Here is an 18,703-nt window from a genome sequence, read left to right as displayed (position 1 = left end):
CATGTACCGTGCCTCCATGCGCCTGTTCGTCCTCTCCGCCCTCCTGCACTTCCTCGTCGGCATGCGGCTCGTCCCCCAGCTGCCGGCCTGGGGGATGGCGGCGCTGGGCGCATGGCTGCTCGCGTCCGCGGTGCTGATCCCGTTCGGGCTGACGGCGCGCCGCTGGGCGCGGCCACCACGCTCGGACTGGCTGGCGGCCGCCGGCCTGTTCGCGATGGGCCTGTTCTCCTCGCTGTTCGTTCTCACGCTGCTGCGCGAGGTCGCGCTGCTGGTGAACTGGCTCGCCGGTGGCTGGGCGGACCTGCCGGCCCGGACCGCGGCGTGGGTGCCGCTGCTGGCGCTGGCCATCACGCTGGTCGGCCTGGCCAACACCCGCCGCACCGCGCGGGTGAAGGCGGTCGACGTGCCGATCGCCGGCCTGCCGGCTGCGCTCGAGGGCTTCACCATCGCGCAGATCACCGACCTGCACGTCGGCCCGACGATCCGCGACCGCCACATCCGCCGCATCGTCGAGCGGGTCAACGCGCTGGAAGCCGACGCGGTGGCGATCACCGGCGACATCGTCGACGGCCCGGTGCACGAACTCGGGCCGCACGTCGCGCCGCTCGCCGGCCTGCGGTCGCGCCACGGCAGTTTCTTCGTCACCGGCAACCACGAGTACTACGCGGGCCACGGGCCGTGGATCGAGGAAGTGCGCAGCCTCGGCATCCGCGTGCTGCTGAACGAGCACGTGGTGATCGAGCGCGAAGGGGCGCGGCTCGTGCTGGCCGGCGTGCCCGATTACACGGCGCACCACTTCGAGCGCTCGCATGCGAGTGATCCCGCTGCGGCCCTGGTGGGCGCCCCGGCGGACGCCGCCGCCCGCGTGCTGCTGGCCCACCAGCCGCGCAGCGCGACCGCAGCCGAGCAGGCCGGCTTCGACCTCCAGCTCAGCGGCCACACGCACGGCGGCCAATTCCTGCCGTGGGTGTTCTTCGTGCGCTTCCAGCAGCCGTTCACTGCCGGGCTGCACCGGCTGGGAGGGCTCTGGGTCTACGTCAGCCGCGGAACAGGTTACTGGGGTCCACCGAAGAGGTTCGGCGCGCCGTCGGAAATCACGCGGCTGAGGCTCGTCGCCGCCTGAGCTGTCGCCCGGCTGGGCTGGCCGGATTCCTACAAGGAGGATGGCCGCCGTCCCACGCGGATGAGCTCGGCCGCGCCCGAACACTGGCCGGATGCCACGCCCAGCATTCCTCTCCCAATCACTCACGGGCGCCGCAGCCCACAGCGTCTCCTACCTCGGCGCGGCACGAGCCCGCCGCAAATTCGAACTGTTCTACCCCGACGGCTTCCAGGACGAGACCTACCTGATCGCCGAGCGCGCGCACAAGGAGCGCGCGCACCTCGAATGGCAGGCCGAGCTCGGCCCCGCCGACTTCCGCAAGCTGCTCGCACGCGGCGAGTACCGCGAAATCGCCGACATCGCCATCCGGGTCGAAGGCCGCACGAACCTGCTGTTCTCGTTCGAGAAGATGGCGTTGCGCGACGCGCTGCGCTCGCCGGCCGGCGCGCGGCTGTTCGCGCACGAGCTCTATGCCTTCCTGCACGGCCGCGGCTCGCCGCAGCGCCGCTTCGAGGACTGGGTGCAGGCCGTCGCGGACCTGCCGCAGGGCCGCAGCAAGGTCATGACCTGGCCCGTGGTCACCGTCTTCGGCTTCATCGCGCGGCCGGACAAGCACCTCTTCCTCAAGCCCCGCGTGACGCGCAGGGCGGCCCGTGCCTACGGCTTCGACTTCGGCTATTCGTCCGAGCCGAGCTGGACGGTCTACCGCGGGCTGCAGACGTTCGCGCAGATCATCCGTCGCGACCTGGAGCGCCGCCCCGGCATGCGGGCGCGCGACATGATCGACGTGCAGTCGTTCATCTGGGTGCAGGGCGCGGACGAGTACGACGCCTAGCGCGCCGCGGAGCGGCTCGCGCGCAGGCAGGCCAGCGTCTCCTGCGCCAGCGGCAGCGCGTTGAACAGCGCGACGGCCACCGCGCCCGCCGCCAGCAGCGCGGGCGGCAGCGGCTCGTCCTTCCAGCGCAGGCTCCAGTCGCCCGCGCCGTCCCACGCGATGACGGCGAGCAGCAGCAGCGACACCAGCGGCAACAGCTCCTGGAAGCTGTGGACCATCTGCTCGAACGGACGCACCGCGCGCACGGGCACCGACACGCGCAGGTCCCGCCACACGGTCAGCTCGTGCACCAGGAACATGGCGCCGACGATCGCCAGCACCGCCGCGTTGACCTGCAGCAGCGCCATCCCCAGGACGGCGATGCCGACCTGCACGAACATCAGCTGGTGCAGCAGGTTCTCGCGCAGGCCGCTGGTGCGCTCGATGTGCGTGGCCCGGTGGCACGCCCAGTCCGCGAACCCGCTGGCCACCCAGAGGGGGAACACCACGAACGCGATGAGCAGGCCGGCCGGATGCGCCATGGCGCCATTCTGCGGACGCGCGCGGCGGGCGTGGTGCGGCGCTGCACCGATAATCCGCGCCCATGTCGACCCGCTGGAAACCGAGCGTCACCGTCGCCGCCGTCATCGAACAGGACGGCCGCTTCCTGCTGGTCGAGGAGGAAACGCGCGACGGCCTCAAGCTCAACAACCCGGCGGGCCACCTCGATCCGGGCGAATCGCTGCCGCATGCCTGCGCCCGCGAGGTGCTGGAGGAAACCGCGTTCACCTTCGAGCCGACGCACCTGGTGGGCGTCTACCTGTCGCGCGTGCGCAAACCCGGCGACGACTTCACCTACCTGCGCTTCGCGTTCTGCGGCCGCCTGGGTGACCACGACCCGGCCCGCCAGCTGGACGACGGCATCGTGCGCGCGCTGTGGATGACGCCCGACGAGATCCGCGCCAGCCAGGCGCGGCACCGCAGCCCCTTGCTGCTGCGGTGCGTCGAGGACTACCTGGCGGGCAAGCGCCACCCGCTCGACATGGTCGTCACCGACCCCAGCGTGACCGCCTGATCAGTCGGCCTGGATCCGGGCCCGGCGCACGATGTCGGCCTCACTCGCTGCTGATCTTGCGCTCGCGCACGATGGCGCCCCACTTGTCCGATTCCTTCTTCATGAAGTCGGCCAGCTCGGTGCGGCTGGTGGGGTGCGGCGTGACGCCATGCTTGACCAGCGCGGCCTTGATCTCCGGGTCGTTGAGCACTTTCACGAGTTCCTGGTTCCAGCGGTCCAGGATGGCCGGCGGCACCTTCGACGAGGCGACGAACGCGTACCAGTTCAGGGCCTCGAAGCCTGGGTAGCCCTGCTCCGCGACGGTGGGCACGCTCATCACGATGGCGCGCTGGGCGCCGGTGGTCGCGAGCGCGCGGACGTTGCCGGCCTCGATGTGCGGCAGCGCCGTCGGCGGCGCGGCGAAGTAGCCGGTGAAGCGGCCGGCCAGCAGGTCCGGCATGGCGGCCGAGCCGCCGCGGTAGGGCACGTGCAGCATGTCGGCGCCGATGCGCTTGCCGAACAGCTCGCCGGTCAGGTGCGACGCGGAGCCGGGGCCGGTCGATGCGTAGCTCACGGTGTTGGGCGCCTTCTTCGCCAGCTCGACGAACTCGGCCAGCGTCTTCGGGCCCGTCGCCGCGTTCACCACCAGGATGCTGGGGAAGTACACGCCACCGCTCAGGGGCGCGAGGTCCTTGAACGGGTCGTAGGGCAACTTCATCATGTGCGGCGCGATCGTCAGCGGGCCGATCGAGCCGAGCAGGATCATGGTGCCGTCGCCCGGGCCCTGCGCCACCTGCTGGTGCGCGATGTTGCCGCCGGCGCCGGCCTTGTTCTCGACGATGACCGACTGGCCGATGTTGTCCTGCAGCTTCCTGGCGATGAGGCGCGCGGACGCGTCGGCGGCGCCGCCGGGCGCGAAGCCCACCAGCATCGTCACCGGCTTGGCCGGCGGCCAGGTCTGGGCGTGGGCGAGGCTGCCGGCCGCGAGGGCGAGCAGCAGCAGGGTGCGACGGATCAACATGGGCTTGTCTCCTTGGGGGTCGTGATCATTGCCGGTAACCGGGGTCGTGTCGATCGAGCTTGCGCAGCAGCGCCGGCCACTCCATCACGCCGTAGGGGCGGCGGGTACCGGGCTGGTAGTTGTTCCAGGTCTCTTCCAGCACGTGCTGCGGCACCGCGCGCAGCTTGCTGTTGCAGGACATCGCGGCGATCTGCGAGCGGCAGGCCAGCTCGAGCCGGTGCGTCCAGTTGAAGGCTTCGCCGACGGTGCGGCCGACGACCAGCGCGCCGTGGTTGCGCAGGATCAGCGCCTCGCCCTGGTCCAGGTCGGCGACGAGCGAGGCCTTCTCCTTGTCGTCCAGCACCACGCCCTGGTACTCGTGGTAGCCGATCTTGAGGAAGCGCATCGCCGTCTGCGTGATCGGCAGCAGCCCGCAGTCGAGCGCCGACACCGCCATCGACGCCCAGCTGTGCGTGTGGATCACGCAGGCGACCTCGGGGCGCGCCTCGTGCACGGCACTGTGGATCACGTAGCCCGCCTTGTTGATGTCGTAGTCCAGGGCGCCGAAGTCCGGCTTGGCCAGGATGGTGCCGGCCAGGTCCACCTTCACCAGCGACGACGCCGTGATCTCCTCGTACATCATCCCGTACGCGTTGATCAGGAAGGTGTCCTCGCCCGGCACGCGCATGGAGATGTGGTTGGCCATCATGTCCGACATGCCGTAGAGATCGACCAGCCGGTAGCACGCGGCGAGGTCGATGCGGGCCTGCCACTCGGCGTCGGAGCAGCGGCCTTGCATCGAGGGGATGGACAGGATGCCGGCGCGCATGCGGGACTCCTTCAGTCGTTGCCCAGCGCCAGCGCGCTCGGCATGCGTTTCTCGGTCGTGGACTTCAGCAGCGCGGCGCAGCGGTACATCGCGTGCGCGAACTTGCCGTACGGCAGCGTGAGGAACAGCGCCAGCACCACGCCCAGGTGCATGGCGAGCAACAGGGCCATCGCGCCGGTGTCGCGCCATGCGAGCAGCGCCAGGCCCGTCACGCTGGTGAGCAGCAGCAGCGCGATGAAGCCGCGGTCCATCGGTCGCTGCGCCGGATCGCCGTGCAACGGATGGCGGCGCAGGTTCAGCCACAGCAAGCCCGCCGGTCCCACGAGCAAGCCGATGCCACCGGCAGTGCCCAGGAGCACCGGTGCGCTGGTGAGCGGATACGGCGCCGGGTGGCCGGCGTAATGCATCAGCGTGGCGACGGATGTCGACGCGAAGCACAGCAGGAAGCCGTAGAACGTGAGGTGGTGGAACCGACGGCGCGCGAGCGTGAAGCGGTCGTCCTCCTCGTTGCAGCCGTCGCCGTGGCCGCCGCCGAGGTAGGTCAGCGCCAGGGCGTTGTGCGCGGCTTCCGCGCCGGCGCCCGGCCGGCGGGTGCCCGGCGTGATCTCGCGCCAGAAGCGCGCCGTTCCGATGGCCAACGCGAGGACGGCGTAGGCGAAGGCGACGCCGAACAGGCCGGCCATCAGGCCGTGCGGCAGCACCGCGTAGAAGTTGCCGGCGAGCGGCGCGTGCAGCAGGCCGCCCGTGAGCGCGAGCACCAGCACGAGGAACAGCGCGAGCCCGCCCGCGGTGGCCAGCGCCACCGCCAGCCCGTTGTGCTCGTACAGGCGCCCGAGCGGCGCGGGCCACGCGAAGTGCGCGTAGGTGCGCACCCGCACCTGCGCCATCGCGCGCGGCACGTTGACCGCGAACTCGTGCGGCGGCGCGTACTGGCAGGCGTGCAGGCAGGCGCCGCAGTTGTGGCACAGGTTCGCCAGGTAGTGCACATCGGCGGTCGCGAACTCGAGCCGCCGCGCCATCGCCGGGAACACGGCGCAGAAGCTCTCGCAGTAGCGGCATGCATTGCAGATCTGCATCTGCCGTGCGACCTCGCCTTCCGGAGTCGTCGCGCCCGCGGTGGCGATGGCGTCCGCCACCAGCGCGTCAAGCGTGCGCATGCGCGGCCTCCTCCGGCTCCGCGGCGCGCGCGGCCTGCGTGCCGGCGATGCGGCCGAACGCGGTGCCGATGGTCATGCCGACACCCGCCGTATAGCCGCGGCCCAGCACGTTGCCCGCCATCATCTCGCCGGCGACGAACAGGTTCGGGCTGGGCGCGCCGCCGAAGCGCACCGCCGCCGTCTCGTCGGTGCGCAGGCCGAGGTACGTGAAGGTGATGCCGGGCTTGAGCGCGTAGCCGGTGAACGGCGGCTTGTCGATCGGCAGCGCCCAATGCGTCTTCGGCGGCTGCAGGCCTTCGGTGCGGCAGTCGTCCAGCACGGTGTGGTCGAAGGTGCCGGGCCGGCAGGCGGCGTTGTAGTCGGCCAGCGTCTTCAGGAATGTGGCTTCCGGCAGGTCCAACGCGCGCGCCAGTTCCGGCAACGAATCGGCGCGCACGCCGGGGAACACGGGCGGCATGAAGCGCCCGATCGCCTTGCTGTCGATGATGCAGAAGCCGACCTGTCCCGGCTGCATGGCGACCAGCCGCCCCCAGATCGCATAGCGCTTGGGCCAGAAGTCCTCGCCCTCGTCGTGGAAGCGCACGCCGTCGCGGTTGACCATCACGCCCAGCGAGACGGCGTCGACGCGCGTGCAGATGCCGCCGTCGTACAGCGGAGCGCGGGCGTCGATCGCCACGCAGTGCGCCTGCGTCGGGTCGCCGATGACGTCGGCGCCCGCGTCCATCATGGCCTTGAGCAGCACGCCCTGGTTGAAGCGCGTGCCGCGGATGAGGAAGTTGTCGGCCGGCCACTCGCCTCGCTCGTTCTGCCCCCACGCCTCGCGCAGCCACTGCAGGTTGGATTCGAAGCCGCCGGCCGCCAGCACGCAGCTGCGCGCCTCGAAGCGCTGGCCCTTCGACCGCGCGGCGACGAAGCGGCCGTCCTGCAGTTCGAGGCCATCCACCGGCGTGTCGTAGCGCACCTGCACGCCCAGCCGCTCGGCGCTGCGGTAGTACGCGTTGACCAGCGCCTTGCCGCCGCCCATGAAGAACGCGTTGGTGCGCGATAGGTGCAGCGTGCCGGCCAGCGAGGGCTGGAAGCGCACGCCGTGCCGGCGCATCCAGCCGCGGCAGGAGGCCGACTCGCGGATCACCAGCCGCGCCAGCTTCTCGTCGGTGTTGCCGCCGGTGACCTTGTAGAGGTCCTGCCAGAACTCCTCTTCGGGATAGGCGTCGACCAGCACGTCCTGCGGCGCGTCGTGCATGCAGCGCAGGTTGCGCGTGTGCTGCGAATTGCCGCCGCGCCATTCGCGCGGCGAGGCTTCGAGCAGCAACACGCTGGCGCCGGCCTCGCGCGCCATCAGCGCGGCGCACAGCGCGGCATTGCCGCCGCCAATCACGAGCACATCGACCATCGGGCGGACTCTAGGCGGCGGCGCAGGACCGCGAAAGCAGGTGAATCCCCGGTGGGTATCAGCGCTCGTGATGGCTCAAGCGCGCCCCCTGCCAGCGACCGGCCTGCACCAGGTCGCGCGCGCAACCGGCGAGCACCACGCGCGCCGCAAGCGCCGCCGGCGACAGCTCATCGTCGGAGAGGCTGCACAGCGAGTTCAGGCGGCGCACGCCCGCATCCGTGATCTCCGCCAGGTGGAAGCGCTGCAACGCGTCCGGAAAGCGGCCGATCGCGGCCCACGGTTGCACGGTTCCGCCGAAGCCCTGGTCGACGGCGTCCATCAGCATGGCGAGCGAGTCGATCTCCGCGGCGATCGGCGGGCGCACCTTGGCGCGCGCGAAGGCGGCGTCGACGGTGCTGCGCAAGCCGTGCGGGCCGGTGGGCAGGATCAAGGGCTCGCGCTGCAGGTCCTTCACGCGAACGCGGGCGGGCGCATCCGCCTTCAATCCCTGGCGCGAGCGGATCAGGAACAGTTTTTCCGCCAGCAGCGGCGTGACGCTCCAGCGCCGCGCGGGGTCGGTGTCGAACAGCACGGCCAGGTCGAGCTGGCGCGCGTTGAGCATCTGCGACAGGTGCCCGGACAGGCTTTCGACCATGTGCAACCGCACGTCGGGATGGCGCTTGCGCATGGCGTGCATCAGCGGCACGGCGAGCACGGACGCCGTGGTCGGCGCGAGTCCGACGGTGACGCTGCCCGTCAGGCGCGCCTCCCGCGCTGCACGCGCGGCCTGGTCGGCGTGCCGCAGCACCAACTGCGCTTCGCGGAAGAAGGCCAGGCCGGCCTCGGTGGGCGTCACGCCCTTGCTGCTGCGCTGCAGGAGCCGCGTCGCCAGTTCGCCTTCCAGCCGCCCGACCTGCTGGCTCAGGGCCGACTGCTGCAGCTCGAGGTCCAGCGCCGCGCGGCTGATGCTCCCCAGTTCGACGATGCGGACGAAGTAACGCAGCTGGCGCAGTTCCATGCGGCCGACTCTACTGTGTCGTCCCCGTGCAAGAGGCGGCCCGACCCCACCACGGCGCGGACAACGCGGGCCCGGGATAATCACCCCATGGGCAGCAAACGCGTCGTCGTCGGCTTGAGCGGGGGCGTGGACTCCGCGGTCAGCGCGTGGCTGCTCAAGCAGCAGGGCTGGGACGTCGTCGCCATCTTCATGAAGAACTGGGAGGACGATGACGATGACGAGTACTGCTCGTCGCGCCAGGACTTCATCGACGCCGCCAGCGTCGCCGACGTGATCGGCGTGCCGCTGGAGCACGTCAATTTCGCCGCCGAGTACAAGGACCGCGTCTTCGCCGAGTTCCTGCGCGAGTACGAGGCCGGCCGCACGCCCAACCCGGACGTGCTGTGCAACGCCGAGATCAAGTTCAAGGCGTTCCTCGACCACGCGATGCGCCTGGGCGCGGAAAAGATCGCGACCGGCCACTACGCGCGGGTTCGCGAAGTCGACGGCCGCTTCGAGCTGCTCAAGGGCCTCGACGACACCAAGGACCAGAGCTACTTCCTGCACCGCCTGTCGCAGGCGCAGCTGGCCAAGTCGCTGTTCCCCGTCGGCGAACTGCGCAAGACGGAAGTCCGGCGGCTCGCCACCGAGATCGGCCTGCCGAACGCGAAGAAGAAGGACTCGACCGGCATCTGCTTCATCGGCGAGCGGCCGTTCCGCGAGTTCCTCAACCGCTACATCCGCAAGGAGCCGGGCCCGATCCGCGACGAGCGCGGCCGCGTCATCGGCGAGCACCAGGGGCTGTCGTTCTACACGCTGGGCCAGCGCCAGGGCCTGGGCATCGGCGGCGTCAAGGCCAAGGGGGCCCAGCGCGGCGGCGGCGAGCACGCGCCGTGGTTCGTCGCGCGCAAGGACGTCGCCACCAACACGCTGTGGGTGGTGCAGGGCCACGACCATCCCTGGCTGCTGTCGCCCGCTCTCGATGCGCAGGACGCCAGCTGGATCGCGGGTGCAGCGCCCGCGGCCGGCGAGTACGGCTCGAAGACGCGCTACCGCCAGGCCGATGCGCCCGCGCGCTTGGCGGCCGCGGCCAACGGCGCCTTCCACCTGGACTTCCCGCACGCCCAGTGGGCCGTGACGCCCGGCCAGTCGGCCGTGTTGTATGACGGCGAAGTGTGCCTGGGCGGCGGCGTGATCGATTCGGCGCCGACCACCGTCGCCCGCCACGCGAGCGCCTAGGGCGCTGCGTCGTCGGCGTGCCCGGCGGCACGCTCGCGCGCCCACATCCCCGCGGCACCGGTGCCCATGCCACCCGCGGCGGCGCCGCCACCACCGCCTCCGCCTCCCCTGCCGCCTCTTGCGTCGCCGCCGGCGTTGCGTTTCGCCGAGGAGCCGCCCGGCCGCGCAGGGCCCTGGCTGGGAATCGCCAGGTCCGGCAAGGGATCGAGGTCCAGCACTTCGCGGATGTGCACGCGCAGCGACCGCACCAGCGCCGCGGTCTCGACGCGCTGGCCCGCCACGAGCGCCTGCGCCGCGGCGACGGCCAGCTCCACCTGTTCCGCCGTGCCCAGCAGGATGACGTCGGACAAGGCGGCTTCGACGGCGTCGCGGATGCGCCGGCGCCGGTCCGAGGCGGGCAGCGGCTCGCCCGATTGCGCCAGCTCCCGCAGGTGCGCGGGGTCGACCGCCAGATCGCCGGTGAACGAGCCGCCCAGCGTCTTGTAGGCGGCGATCAGCGTCTTCAGCCGCTCATTGATCTGCCGGTTCTCGCGCTCGCGCTTGCGCTGGATGGTCTGCATGACCACCAGCCGGATGCCCACCATCACCAGCGTCACCAGGACCAGGCCCAGCAAGGTGGAGACCAGCGATTGCCAGGAAGACCAGTCGATGCCGCGCGCCATCGCAGCAGTCTAGGGCGCCTGGACGCCGAGCAGGGACGATGCGGGGCTCAGCGCGGCTTGAGGGCCTGGTCCAGGCGCTTGTCGTCCATGGAGTTGGTGAAGGCCTCGATGGACTTCTGCACCGCCGGGTCGGACACGAGTTCGCGCAAGGCGATCTGGCCGAGCGCCGACGACGCGGAGCGGATGGCCGCGGTGCCGTCCATGCTGACGGCGGACCGCATTTCGGCGGCGCAGTCGTCGGCCATCAGGCGCGTGACCAGCTGGCCGATGGCCGCATCAGCGCTGGCGCGCAGTCCGGGCTGCAGCGGCGCGACCGCCTTGGCTTCCGGATGCTCGCCCATGGACAGCCACATCCAGCGCGCGAGCTGCTTGCGCTCGGCGGCACTGGTGTGCTCGGCGAGGCAGCGGCGGAAGGTGTCGGTGGCGGGACCGGCGACAGCCGGGGCCGCCGCGACGAGCAGCAGCGCCGACAGCGCGAGCGATGGCAGGCGCACGAAGCTCAGAACGGGATGTCGTCGTCCATGTCGTCGAAGCCCGACGACGGCTTGTTGCCGCCCGCCGGCGCGCGCGGCGCGGGCGCAGGGGCGCGAGGCGCCGGGGGGCGCGAGTAGCCACCACCGTCGTCGCCGTCCATCGAGGAGCCGCCGCCCATGCCTTCGCGCTTGCCGAGCATCTTCATCTCGTCGGCGCGGATCTCGGTGGTGTATTTCTCGGCGCCGCTCTGGTCGGTCCACTTGCGGGTGCGCAGGCTGCCCTCGACGTAGACCTGCGAGCCCTTGCGCAGGTACTCGCCGGCGATCTCGGCCAGGCGGTCGTTGAACACCACCCGGTGCCACTCGGTGTGCTCCTTCATCTCGCCGCTCTGCTTGTCCTTCCAGCGCTCGGAGGTGGCGATGGTGACGTTGCACACCCGCCCGCCGCTGGGGAAGGTGCGCATCTCGGGATCCTTCCCGAGGTTGCCGACGATGATGACCTTGTTGACGGATGCCATGGCGGGGTTCCTCTGAATCTGGGGCGATTATGAATGCCTACGTGGCCTGCGCCTCGTCGGCCAGGGCGTCCTCGGGCGTGCGCGTGCGCCCCGGGGCACGCATCGGCCAGGCCACCGCCAGCCACAGCGCCATGAGGGCGGCGCAGGCGGCGAACAGGCCCCGCATCCCAACGTGCTGCACCAGCCAGCCGCCGACCGCCCCACCCGCGAAGAAGCCCAGCGATTGGAGGGTGTTGTAGACGCCCAGGGCGGCGCCGCGCGCGTGCGGCGGCGCGATGCGCGACGCCAGGCTGGGCTGGGTGGCCTCCAGCACGTTGAAGCCGCAGAAGAACAGGAACAGCAGCAGCCCCAGCACCAGCAGGCCGGGCGCGCTGGCGGTCGCCAGCAGCGCGAGCTGCACCAGGCCGACGACGCCGATCGCGGCCAGGAACACGGCGCGCAGGTAGCCGCGGCGCTCCAGCGGGAACAGCGTCGCGCCCATCACCACGAACGACGCCAGCACCGCCGGCAGGTAGACCATCCAGTGGCTGTCCTTGGGCAGGCCGGCTTGCACCAGCAGCGCGGGGACGGCCATCCACATCGCCAGCTGCACCGCGTGCAAGACGAACACGCCCGCGTTCAGGCGCAGCAGCGGGCCATGCGCGAGCACCTCGGACAGCCGCCCGCGCGGCACGTTCTTGTGCACGACCGGCTCGGCCGGCGCCCACCAGCGGATCACCGCCATGCAGGCCAGCGCCAGGACGCCGGTGGCGGCGAACAGGCCCGCCAGGCCCACGCTCGATGCCACCGCGGGCGCGACGACCAGCGACAGCGCGAACGTCAGCCCGATGCTGGCGCCCACCAGCGCCATCGCCTTGGTGCGCACCTCGTCGCGCGTCAGGTCGGCCAGCAGCGCCGTCACCGCGGCGGACACCGCGCCGGCGCCCTGCAGCGCGCGCCCGATCGCCAGCCCATTCAGCGTGGAAGCGAAGGCGGCCACGAAGCTGCCGAAGGCGAACACGGCCAGGCCCAGCACGATCACGCGCTTGCGGCCGAAGCGGTCGGAGGCCAGCCCGTACGGGATCTGCAGGACGCCCTGGGTCAGGCCGTAGATGCCCATGGCCAGCCCGACCAGGCCGGCATCGTCGCCGCCGGGATACCGCCGCGCTTCCAGCGCGAATACCGGCAGCACGAGGAACAGCCCGAGCATGCGGGCGGCGAAGACGACGGCGAGCGAGCCGCTGGCGCGGCGCTCGGCGGGCGTCATGGTCACGGACGGAACGGGGGAGGAGCCGGAAAGCGAAGCCACGGGGGCAGGGGCAGGAGGGGCGCGAAAGCCCGCGATTGTCCGCCATCCGGGCCACCGGCCCGGCGCACTCGGGTTCCCGGCCCAGCCAGGCAGTGGCCGGGCGGCAGCCCGGCGGGGGATAATGCTTGGTTCCCCTCAGGCAACCCCCGACGTGAATTCCTCCCGCGACGCCAAGTTCCTGGACGCCCCGGCCGAAGCATCCGGCGCGGAGGGCCGCTACCTCGGCCGTGCGCTCGAAGCGCAGCGCATCGCCATCCGCGGCGCGCGCACGCACAACCTCAAGAACGTCGACGTCGACCTGCCGCGCAACCAGCTGGTGGTGATCACCGGCTTGTCGGGGTCGGGCAAGTCGTCGCTCGCCTTCGACACGCTGTACGCCGAGGGCCAGCGCCGCTACGTCGAGAGCCTGTCGGCGTACGCGCGGCAGTTCCTGCAGCTGATGGACAAGCCGGACGTGGACCTGATCGAGGGCCTGTCGCCGGCGATCTCCATCGAGCAGAAGGCCACCAGCCACAACCCGCGCTCGACGGTGGGCACCGTCACCGAGATCCACGACTACCTGCGCCTGCTGTTCGCGCGCGCCGGCACGCCCTACTGCCCCAACCACGACATCCCGCTGACCTCGCAGACGGTGTCGCAGATGGTCGACCACGTGCTGGCGCTGCCCGCCGACACCAAGCTGATGGTGCTGGCGCCGATCGCGCGCGAGCGCAAGGGCGAGTTCGAGGACGTGTTCGCGCAGATGCAGGCGCAGGGCTACGTGCGCTTCCGCATCAACGGCAAGGCCTACGAAGCCGAGTCGCTGCCCAAGCTGAAGAAGAACGAGAAGCACGACATCGACGTCGTCATCGACCGCCTGAAGGTGCGCCCCGAAGTGCAGCAGCGCCTGGCCGAGAGCTTCGAGGCCGCGCTGCGCCTGGCCGACGGCCGCGCGATCGCGCTGGAAATGGACAGCGGCGAGGAGCACCTGTTCAACGCCAAGTTCGCCTGCCCGGTGTGCCACTACTCGATCGCCGAGCTCGAGCCGCGGCTGTTCTCGTTCAACTCGCCGGTGGGGGCGTGCCCGGCCTGCGACGGCCTGGGCCACCGCGACTTCTTCGACCCGTCGCGCGTGGTGGGCTTCCCGTCGCTGTCGCTGGCCTCCGGCGCCATCAAGGGCTGGGACCGCCGCAACCCGTACTACTTCAGCCTGCTGGAAAGCGTGGCGAAGCACTACAAGTTCAGCATCGACGAGCCGTTCGAGCAGCTGGACCCGGCGGCGCAGCGCGCGGTGCTGCACGGATCGGGCGAGGAGGACCTGAAGTTCCATTACGTCATGGAGTCGGGCAACTTCGCCGGCAAGAAGGTCACGCGCAAGCACCCGTGGGAAGGCGTGATCCCGAACATGGAACGGCGCTTCCGCGAAACCGACTCGGCGGCCGTGCGCGAGGAGCTGTCGCGCTACCGCAGCCTGCAGCCCTGCCCCGAATGCCAGGGTACGCGGCTGCGCCCGGAAGCGCGCCATGTGCGCATCGGCGAAGCCGGCCAGGCCCGCACGATCCACGAGATCGGGCACGAGACACTGCGCGAGGCGCTGCAGTACTTCCAGCAGCTGCAATTGCACGGTGCCAAGGCCGAGATCGCCGACAAGGTGGTGCGCGAGGTCGCCGCGCGCCTGAAATTCCTCAACGACGTCGGCCTGAACTACCTGAGCCTCGAACGCAGCGCCGACACGCTGTCCGGCGGCGAAGCGCAGCGCATCCGCCTGGCCAGCCAGATCGGATCGGGCCTGACCGGCGTGATGTACGTGCTGGACGAGCCGAGCATCGGCCTGCACCAGCGGGACAACGACCGCCTGATCGGCACGCTGAAGCACCTGCGCGACATCGGCAACAGCGTGCTGGTGGTCGAGCACGACGAGGACATGATCCGCGCCGCCGACCACGTGCTGGACATGGGGCCGGCCGCGGGCGTGCACGGCGGCCGGATCATGGCGCAGGGCACGCCGGCCGACATCGAGGCCAGCGACGCCTCGCTCACCGGCAAGTACCTGTCGGGCCGGCTGAAGATCGCGGTGCCGAAGCAGCGCACGCCCTGGCTGCCGGTCGAAGGCGGCAAGCCGGGCGAGCTGCAGAAGCTGACCATCACGGCGGCGCGCGGCAACAACCTGAAGGACGTGACGGTCGACTTCCCGGTCGGCCTGCTCACCTGCGTGACGGGCGTGTCGGGCTCGGGCAAGTCGACGCTCGTCAACGACACGCTGTATACGGCGGTGGCGCGCGAGCTCTATCGCGCGCACGAGGAACCGGCGCCGCACGACGAGATCGCCGGCATCGAGTACTTCGACAAGGTGATCAACGTCGACCAGTCGCCGATCGGCCGCACGCCGCGCAGCAACCCGGCCACCTACACCGGCCTGTTCACGCCGATCCGCGAACTGATGGCCGAGACGCCGACCGCGAAGGAACGCGGTTATGGCGCCGGCCGCTTCTCGTTCAACGTGCCGGGCGGCCGCTGCGAAGCCTGCCAGGGCGACGGCGTGGTGAAGGTGGAGATGCACTTCCTGCCGGACGTCTACGTGCCGTGCGACGTCTGCAAGGGCGCGCGCTACAACCGCGAGACGCTGGAAGTCCAGTGGAAGGGCCGCAACATCGCGCAGATCCTGGACATGACGGTCGAGGACGCGCACGAATTCCTGAAGGCGCAGCCGGCCATCGCGCGCAAGCTGCAGACGCTGCTGGACGTCGGCCTGTCGTACATCAAGCTGGGCCAGGCGGCCACCACGCTGTCGGGCGGCGAGGCGCAGCGCGTGAAGCTGGCACTGGAGCTGTCCAAGCGGGACACCGGCCGCACGCTCTACATCCTCGACGAACCCACCACCGGGCTGCACTTCGCCGACACCGACCTGCTGCTCAACGTGCTGCGCCAGCTGCGCGACGCAGGCAACACCATCGTCGTCATCGAGCACAACCTGGACGTGATCAAGATCGCCGACTGGGTGATCGACATGGGCCCCGAAGGTGGCGCGGGCGGCGGCATCGTGGTGGCCTTCGGCACGCCGGAGCAGGTCGCGGCGAACCCCGACAGCCACACCGGCAAGTACCTCAAACGCTTGCTGTGACCGGCGGGCCGGGCTGGTAGCGGTCGTACGCCGGCCGCGCGAGCGCCACCTGCATCGCCACGCCGACGTACAGCCCCACGAGCTGCGTCAGCTCGATGAGCATCGGCTCGTCGAACTCGCTGCGTGCCTGCGCGAACACGTCATCGTCGACCCGCAAGGCGACCAGCGCATCGACCAGGCGCATCGCGGCCACTTGCTGCGCATTCCACAGGTTCGCGACCGGTGCCGGGCGGCGGACGTCGTCGATCTGCGCATCGGACAAGCCCATGGGGCGCGAGATCGTCTGCACGTGCAGGTTGAACTCGTAGTCGTTGCGGGCCGCGACGCAGGTGCGCAGGATCACGCACTCACGCAGCGGCCGCTCCAGCACGCCGCGATCGAGCAGGCCGGTCGGGCCGAGCAGGCCACTGTCGACCAGGAAGGCGAACAGGCCTTCGTTGCGCGCGACCGTGGCGAACACCTGCGGCGCGGGCATGCCAGGGCGCAGCAGCTGGCCCATCGCGGCCTGGACCGCCGGCGTGTAAGGCACCTGGGCCGGGGCGATGCGGGGCGTGGATTCCATGGAGAACTCCATTGCTTCTGTTTCAGAAGCACCCATGCTAGCGGCGATTGCTTCTAAAATCAAAGCACATGCCGTTGCCCGCGCGATCCACCCGGGCGTCCGCCAAGGACGCGATCAATGCCGCCCTGGATCTGTTCCACCGGCGCTGGACACTGCGCATCCTGTGGGAGCTGCGTGGCGACCCGCTGACCTTCCGGCAACTGCAGGCCGCGTGCGGCGACCTGTCCGCGTCCGTGCTCAACCAGCGGCTGGCCGAGTTGCGGGAAGCATTGCTGCTCGAGCACAACCCGGCCGCGGGCGGCTATGCCCTGTCCGCACACGGCCGCGAGCTGCTCATCGCTTTCGAGCCGCTGCTGCAGTGGTCGGTGCCGTGGGCGGCCGCGGTGGCGCGCTCGCGCCGCTGAAAGGGCACGCGCCTACACGCGGCGCGCAGGCCGCCCGGTAGCGTCGGCGGGAAGGAAAGGACATCCCATGGCCGAGACCACCGACCGCATCGACCTGAACGACGCCGCTGCCTGCGACCAGTGGGCCCGCAAGCTGGACGCCACGCCCGAGGAACTGAAGGAAGCCGTGCGCGCCGTCGGCGCCAACCCGTCCGATGTCGAGGCACACCTCAAGGGCGTGCGCACGACGACGAATTCGGATCGGGTGAAGGAAGCACTGAAGAAGTAGGTTCCGTCATTCCCGCGAAGGCGGGAATCCATCGCTTCCGTCTTTCTTGAGAGCCTGGATGGAGGCGATGGGGTCCCGCCTCCGCGGGGACGACCAATCAGCGTTTCGCCGCCTTCAGCGCGTCCCGCGTCTTCATCGCCTCGCGCCGCGCCGCGTCGGCGAAGTCATCCCCCGACGACGCGTACAGGATCGCGCGCGACGAATTGACCACGATCGGCGCATCGGCGCGCCACCCGGCGCGCACCGTCGCGGCCGCATCCCCGCCCTGCGCGCCGACCCCGGGAATCAGCAGCGGCAGCTTCGGCGCAAGCGCGCGCACGCGCTCGATCTCCGCTGGATACGTCGCGCCGACCACCAGCCCCAGCTGCCCGTTCGTGTTCCAAGGCCCGCTCGCCAGCCGCGCGACGTGCTCGTACAGCAGCGGCGAGCCGTCGACCGACGCCAGCCGCTGGTTCTGCAGGTCGTCACCCCCCGGGTTCGACGTGCGGCACAGCAGGAACGCGCCCTTGCCTTCGTACTTCAGGTAGGGCTGCACCGAATCGAATCCCATGAAGGGCGACAGCGTGACCGCGTCGGCGCCATAGCGCTCGAACGCTTCCACCGCGTACTGCTCCGCGGTCGAGCCGATGTCGCCGCGCTTGGCGTCGAGGATCACCGGCACGTGCGGCGCGACGCGACGCATGTGGGCGATCAGGCGTTCCAGCTGCTCCTCGGCGCGGTGCGCGGCAAAGTACGCGATCTGCGGCTTGAAGGCGATGGCGAGGTCGGCGGTCGCATCGACGATGCGGGCGCAGAACTCGTGGATCCGCGACGGGTCGCCGCGCATCGCCGCTGGAAATTTCCTCGGCTCGGGGTCCAGCCCGACGCACAGCATCGACGCATTGCGTTGCTGCGCGTCCTGCAGCATCTCCAGGAAGGTCATGAGCCTCGATTCTAAGGAGCCCCACAATCACGGCCCATGCACCGCCTCAGCCGCCAGCAACTCGTCGTCCTGGTCCTGCTCACCGTCGTGTGGGGAATCAACTGGCCCGTGATGAAGCTGGGCGTGACCAGCTACCCGCCGCTCACGTTCCGCGCGCTCTCGATCTGGCTCGGGCTGCCGGTGCTGGCCGGGGCGCTGGTGGTGATGAAGGTGCCGTTCACGATTGCGCGCAAGGACTGGCCGCAGCTGCTGTGGCTGGCGGCCACCAACATGTTCATCTGGCACGCCTGCATCATCCTGGCGGTGCGCTCGCTGTCCAGCGGCCGCGCGGCGATCCTGGGCTACACGATGCCGATCTTCTCGGCGCTGCTCGGCGCGCTGTTCTTCGCCTCGCCGCTCGCGCGCCGTGCATGGCTGGGCGTCGCCGCCGCGGCCCTCGGCGTGGGCCTGCTGCTCTGGTACGAGTTCACGAACCTCGCCGGGCGGCCGGTCGGCGTGATGCTGGCGCTGGTCGCTGCGTCGACCTGGGCACTGGGCACGCAGCTCCTGCGCCGCACGACCATCGACCGCCCCACCCTGACGCTGTCGTTCTGGATGACCGCGATGACCGCCGTCGTCATGAGCGTGCTCGCACTGCTGTTCGAGCGCGAGCAGTGGGCGATGCCGACGGATGCTGCGCTCGGTGCGATCGTCTACAACGCAGTGCTGATCTTCGGCTTCGCGCATGCGGCCTGGTTCTTCCTCGCGCGCACGCTGCCGCCGATCGCGTCGACGCTGAGCGTGATGTTCATCCCGGTGCTGGGCGTGTTCTCCGGCGCGGTGTGGCTGCGCGAAGCGGTGCACTGGCAGGACTGGGCCGCCGTGGTGCTGATGGTGGTCGCGATCGCGTCGGTGCTGCTGCCGGCACGCAAGCCGGCCTAGCTGCGAGGCATCCCCCCTCCC

General features: G+C 70.6%; 20 protein-coding genes. 8 read left to right on the top strand and 12 right to left on the bottom strand.

The genetic code is table 11. From position 1 onward, the window contains the following. Nucleotides 1–16 precede the first annotated feature (16 nt). Both I8E28_RS02715 and I8E28_RS02710 read left to right on the top strand, forming a co-directional pair. Nucleotides 17–1,123 (top strand): metallophosphoesterase, encoded by a 1,107-nt coding sequence (locus I8E28_RS02715; RefSeq protein WP_200786309.1) that lies wholly within the window; start codon nt 17–19, stop codon nt 1,121–1,123. Nucleotides 1,124–1,214: 91 nt separating this feature from the next. Continuing rightward, nucleotides 1,215–1,937 carry a hypothetical protein gene (locus tag I8E28_RS02710; protein WP_200786308.1) on the top strand — a complete coding sequence of 241 codons (723 nt, stop codon included), beginning with the start codon at nt 1,215–1,217 and terminating at the stop codon, nt 1,935–1,937. Here the strand turns inward: I8E28_RS02710 and I8E28_RS02705 are convergent. Further along, nucleotides 1,934–2,458 (bottom strand): diguanylate cyclase, encoded by a 525-nt coding sequence (locus tag I8E28_RS02705; protein WP_200786307.1) that lies wholly within the window; start codon nt 2,456–2,458, stop codon nt 1,934–1,936. The genes I8E28_RS02710 and I8E28_RS02705 overlap by 4 nt on opposite strands. 62 nt (nt 2,459–2,520) lie before the next feature. Between I8E28_RS02705 and I8E28_RS02700 the strand changes: the two genes are divergently transcribed. Next, complete coding sequence (locus tag I8E28_RS02700; RefSeq protein WP_200786306.1) at nt 2,521–2,991, top strand: NUDIX hydrolase; 471 nt, start codon at nt 2,521–2,523, stop codon at nt 2,989–2,991. Nucleotides 2,992–3,031: 40 nt separating this feature from the next. Here the strand turns inward: I8E28_RS02700 and I8E28_RS02695 are convergent, their stop codons facing one another. From I8E28_RS02695 to I8E28_RS02675, 5 genes are read right to left on the bottom strand one after another with little or no spacing between them, the layout of a single operon-like run. Beyond that, nucleotides 3,032–3,991, bottom strand: coding sequence for a Bug family tripartite tricarboxylate transporter substrate binding protein (locus I8E28_RS02695; RefSeq protein WP_200786305.1), 960 nt, complete (start codon nt 3,989–3,991; stop codon nt 3,032–3,034). A gap of 25 nt (nt 3,992–4,016) precedes the next feature. Continuing rightward, nucleotides 4,017–4,799, bottom strand: coding sequence for a class II aldolase/adducin family protein (locus I8E28_RS02690; protein ID WP_200786304.1), 783 nt, complete (start codon nt 4,797–4,799; stop codon nt 4,017–4,019). A gap of 11 nt (nt 4,800–4,810) precedes the next feature. Then, entirely contained in the window at nt 4,811–5,956 is a 1,146-nt protein-coding gene (tcuB, locus tag I8E28_RS02685; protein ID WP_200786303.1) for a tricarballylate utilization 4Fe-4S protein TcuB, read from the bottom strand. Then, a complete protein-coding gene (gene tcuA / locus I8E28_RS02680) occupies nt 5,943–7,349 on the bottom strand; it encodes an FAD-dependent tricarballylate dehydrogenase TcuA (RefSeq protein ID WP_200786302.1) in 1,407 nt (468 codons plus the stop codon). Before tcuA ends, tcuB begins: the two co-directional genes overlap by 14 nt. Before the next feature lie 58 nt (nt 7,350–7,407). Next, on the bottom strand, nt 7,408–8,346 hold the full coding sequence (locus I8E28_RS02675; RefSeq protein ID WP_200786301.1) for a LysR family transcriptional regulator: 939 nt from the start codon (nt 8,344–8,346) through the stop codon (nt 7,408–7,410). Nucleotides 8,347–8,433: 87 nt separating this feature from the next. On the opposite strand from I8E28_RS02675, the gene mnmA reads away from it, so the two are divergent. Further along, nucleotides 8,434–9,564, top strand: a complete 1,131-nt coding sequence (mnmA, locus tag I8E28_RS02670) for a tRNA 2-thiouridine(34) synthase MnmA (protein ID WP_200786300.1) — start codon at nt 8,434–8,436, stop codon at nt 9,562–9,564. Here the strand turns inward: mnmA and I8E28_RS02665 are convergent. Genes I8E28_RS02665 through I8E28_RS02650 form a run of 4 tightly spaced genes read right to left on the bottom strand, consistent with a single transcriptional unit; the run spans nt 9,561 to nt 12,463 of the window. Then, nucleotides 9,561–10,226 (bottom strand): hypothetical protein, encoded by a 666-nt coding sequence (locus tag I8E28_RS02665; RefSeq protein ID WP_200786299.1) that lies wholly within the window; start codon nt 10,224–10,226, stop codon nt 9,561–9,563. The genes mnmA and I8E28_RS02665 overlap by 4 nt on opposite strands. Nucleotides 10,227–10,273: 47 nt before the next feature. After that, nucleotides 10,274–10,720, bottom strand: a complete 447-nt coding sequence (locus I8E28_RS02660) for a hypothetical protein (protein WP_200786298.1) — start codon at nt 10,718–10,720, stop codon at nt 10,274–10,276. Nucleotides 10,721–10,725: 5 nt separating this feature from the next. Continuing rightward, nucleotides 10,726–11,217: a single-stranded DNA-binding protein gene (gene ssb / locus I8E28_RS02655; protein ID WP_200786297.1), complete on the bottom strand. Its 492-nt coding sequence runs from the start codon at nt 11,215–11,217 to the stop codon at nt 10,726–10,728. Nucleotides 11,218–11,254: 37 nt separating this feature from the next. Continuing rightward, nucleotides 11,255–12,463, bottom strand: coding sequence for an MFS transporter (locus I8E28_RS02650; protein ID WP_200790221.1), 1,209 nt, complete (start codon nt 12,461–12,463; stop codon nt 11,255–11,257). Nucleotides 12,464–12,626: 163 nt separating this feature from the next. Between I8E28_RS02650 and uvrA the strand changes: the two genes are divergently transcribed. Next, nucleotides 12,627–15,605 carry an excinuclease ABC subunit UvrA gene (gene uvrA, locus I8E28_RS02645; protein WP_200786296.1) on the top strand — a complete coding sequence of 993 codons (2,979 nt, stop codon included), beginning with the start codon at nt 12,627–12,629 and terminating at the stop codon, nt 15,603–15,605. Here uvrA and I8E28_RS02640 read toward each other — a convergent pair. Continuing rightward, the gene (locus I8E28_RS02640) at nt 15,589–16,167 is read right to left on the bottom strand and encodes a carboxymuconolactone decarboxylase family protein (protein ID WP_200786295.1); all 579 of its coding nucleotides are present in this window, start codon (nt 16,165–16,167) and stop codon (nt 15,589–15,591) included. The genes uvrA and I8E28_RS02640 overlap by 17 nt on opposite strands. Nucleotides 16,168–16,235: 68 nt before the next feature. Here I8E28_RS02640 and I8E28_RS02635 point away from each other — a divergent pair, with 68 nt between their 5' ends. Together I8E28_RS02635 and I8E28_RS02630 are read left to right on the top strand one after the other, a co-directional pair. Further along, complete coding sequence (locus tag I8E28_RS02635; RefSeq protein WP_200786294.1) at nt 16,236–16,571, top strand: winged helix-turn-helix transcriptional regulator; 336 nt, start codon at nt 16,236–16,238, stop codon at nt 16,569–16,571. Between the two features lie 67 nt (nt 16,572–16,638). Further along, complete coding sequence (locus I8E28_RS02630; protein ID WP_200786293.1) at nt 16,639–16,839, top strand: DUF3606 domain-containing protein; 201 nt, start codon at nt 16,639–16,641, stop codon at nt 16,837–16,839. A 97-nt stretch (nt 16,840–16,936) separates the two neighbouring features. Here the strand turns inward: I8E28_RS02630 and pyrF are convergent, their stop codons facing one another. Continuing rightward, nucleotides 16,937–17,761 carry an orotidine-5'-phosphate decarboxylase gene (pyrF, locus tag I8E28_RS02625; RefSeq protein WP_200786292.1) on the bottom strand — a complete coding sequence of 275 codons (825 nt, stop codon included), beginning with the start codon at nt 17,759–17,761 and terminating at the stop codon, nt 16,937–16,939. Between the two features lie 36 nt (nt 17,762–17,797). Between pyrF and I8E28_RS02620 the strand changes: the two genes are divergently transcribed. Beyond that, a complete protein-coding gene (locus I8E28_RS02620) occupies nt 17,798–18,682 on the top strand; it encodes a DMT family transporter (RefSeq protein ID WP_200786291.1) in 885 nt (294 codons plus the stop codon). Nucleotides 18,683–18,703: the final 21 nt, after the last annotated feature.

Origin of the sequence: Ramlibacter algicola, assembly GCF_016641735.1 — a bacterium.
Classification (GTDB): Bacteria; Pseudomonadota; Gammaproteobacteria; order Burkholderiales; family Burkholderiaceae_C; genus Ramlibacter; species Ramlibacter algicola.
Note: the sequence above shows the minus strand (reverse complement) of the source record. Positions and strands in the feature narration are given on the sequence as shown.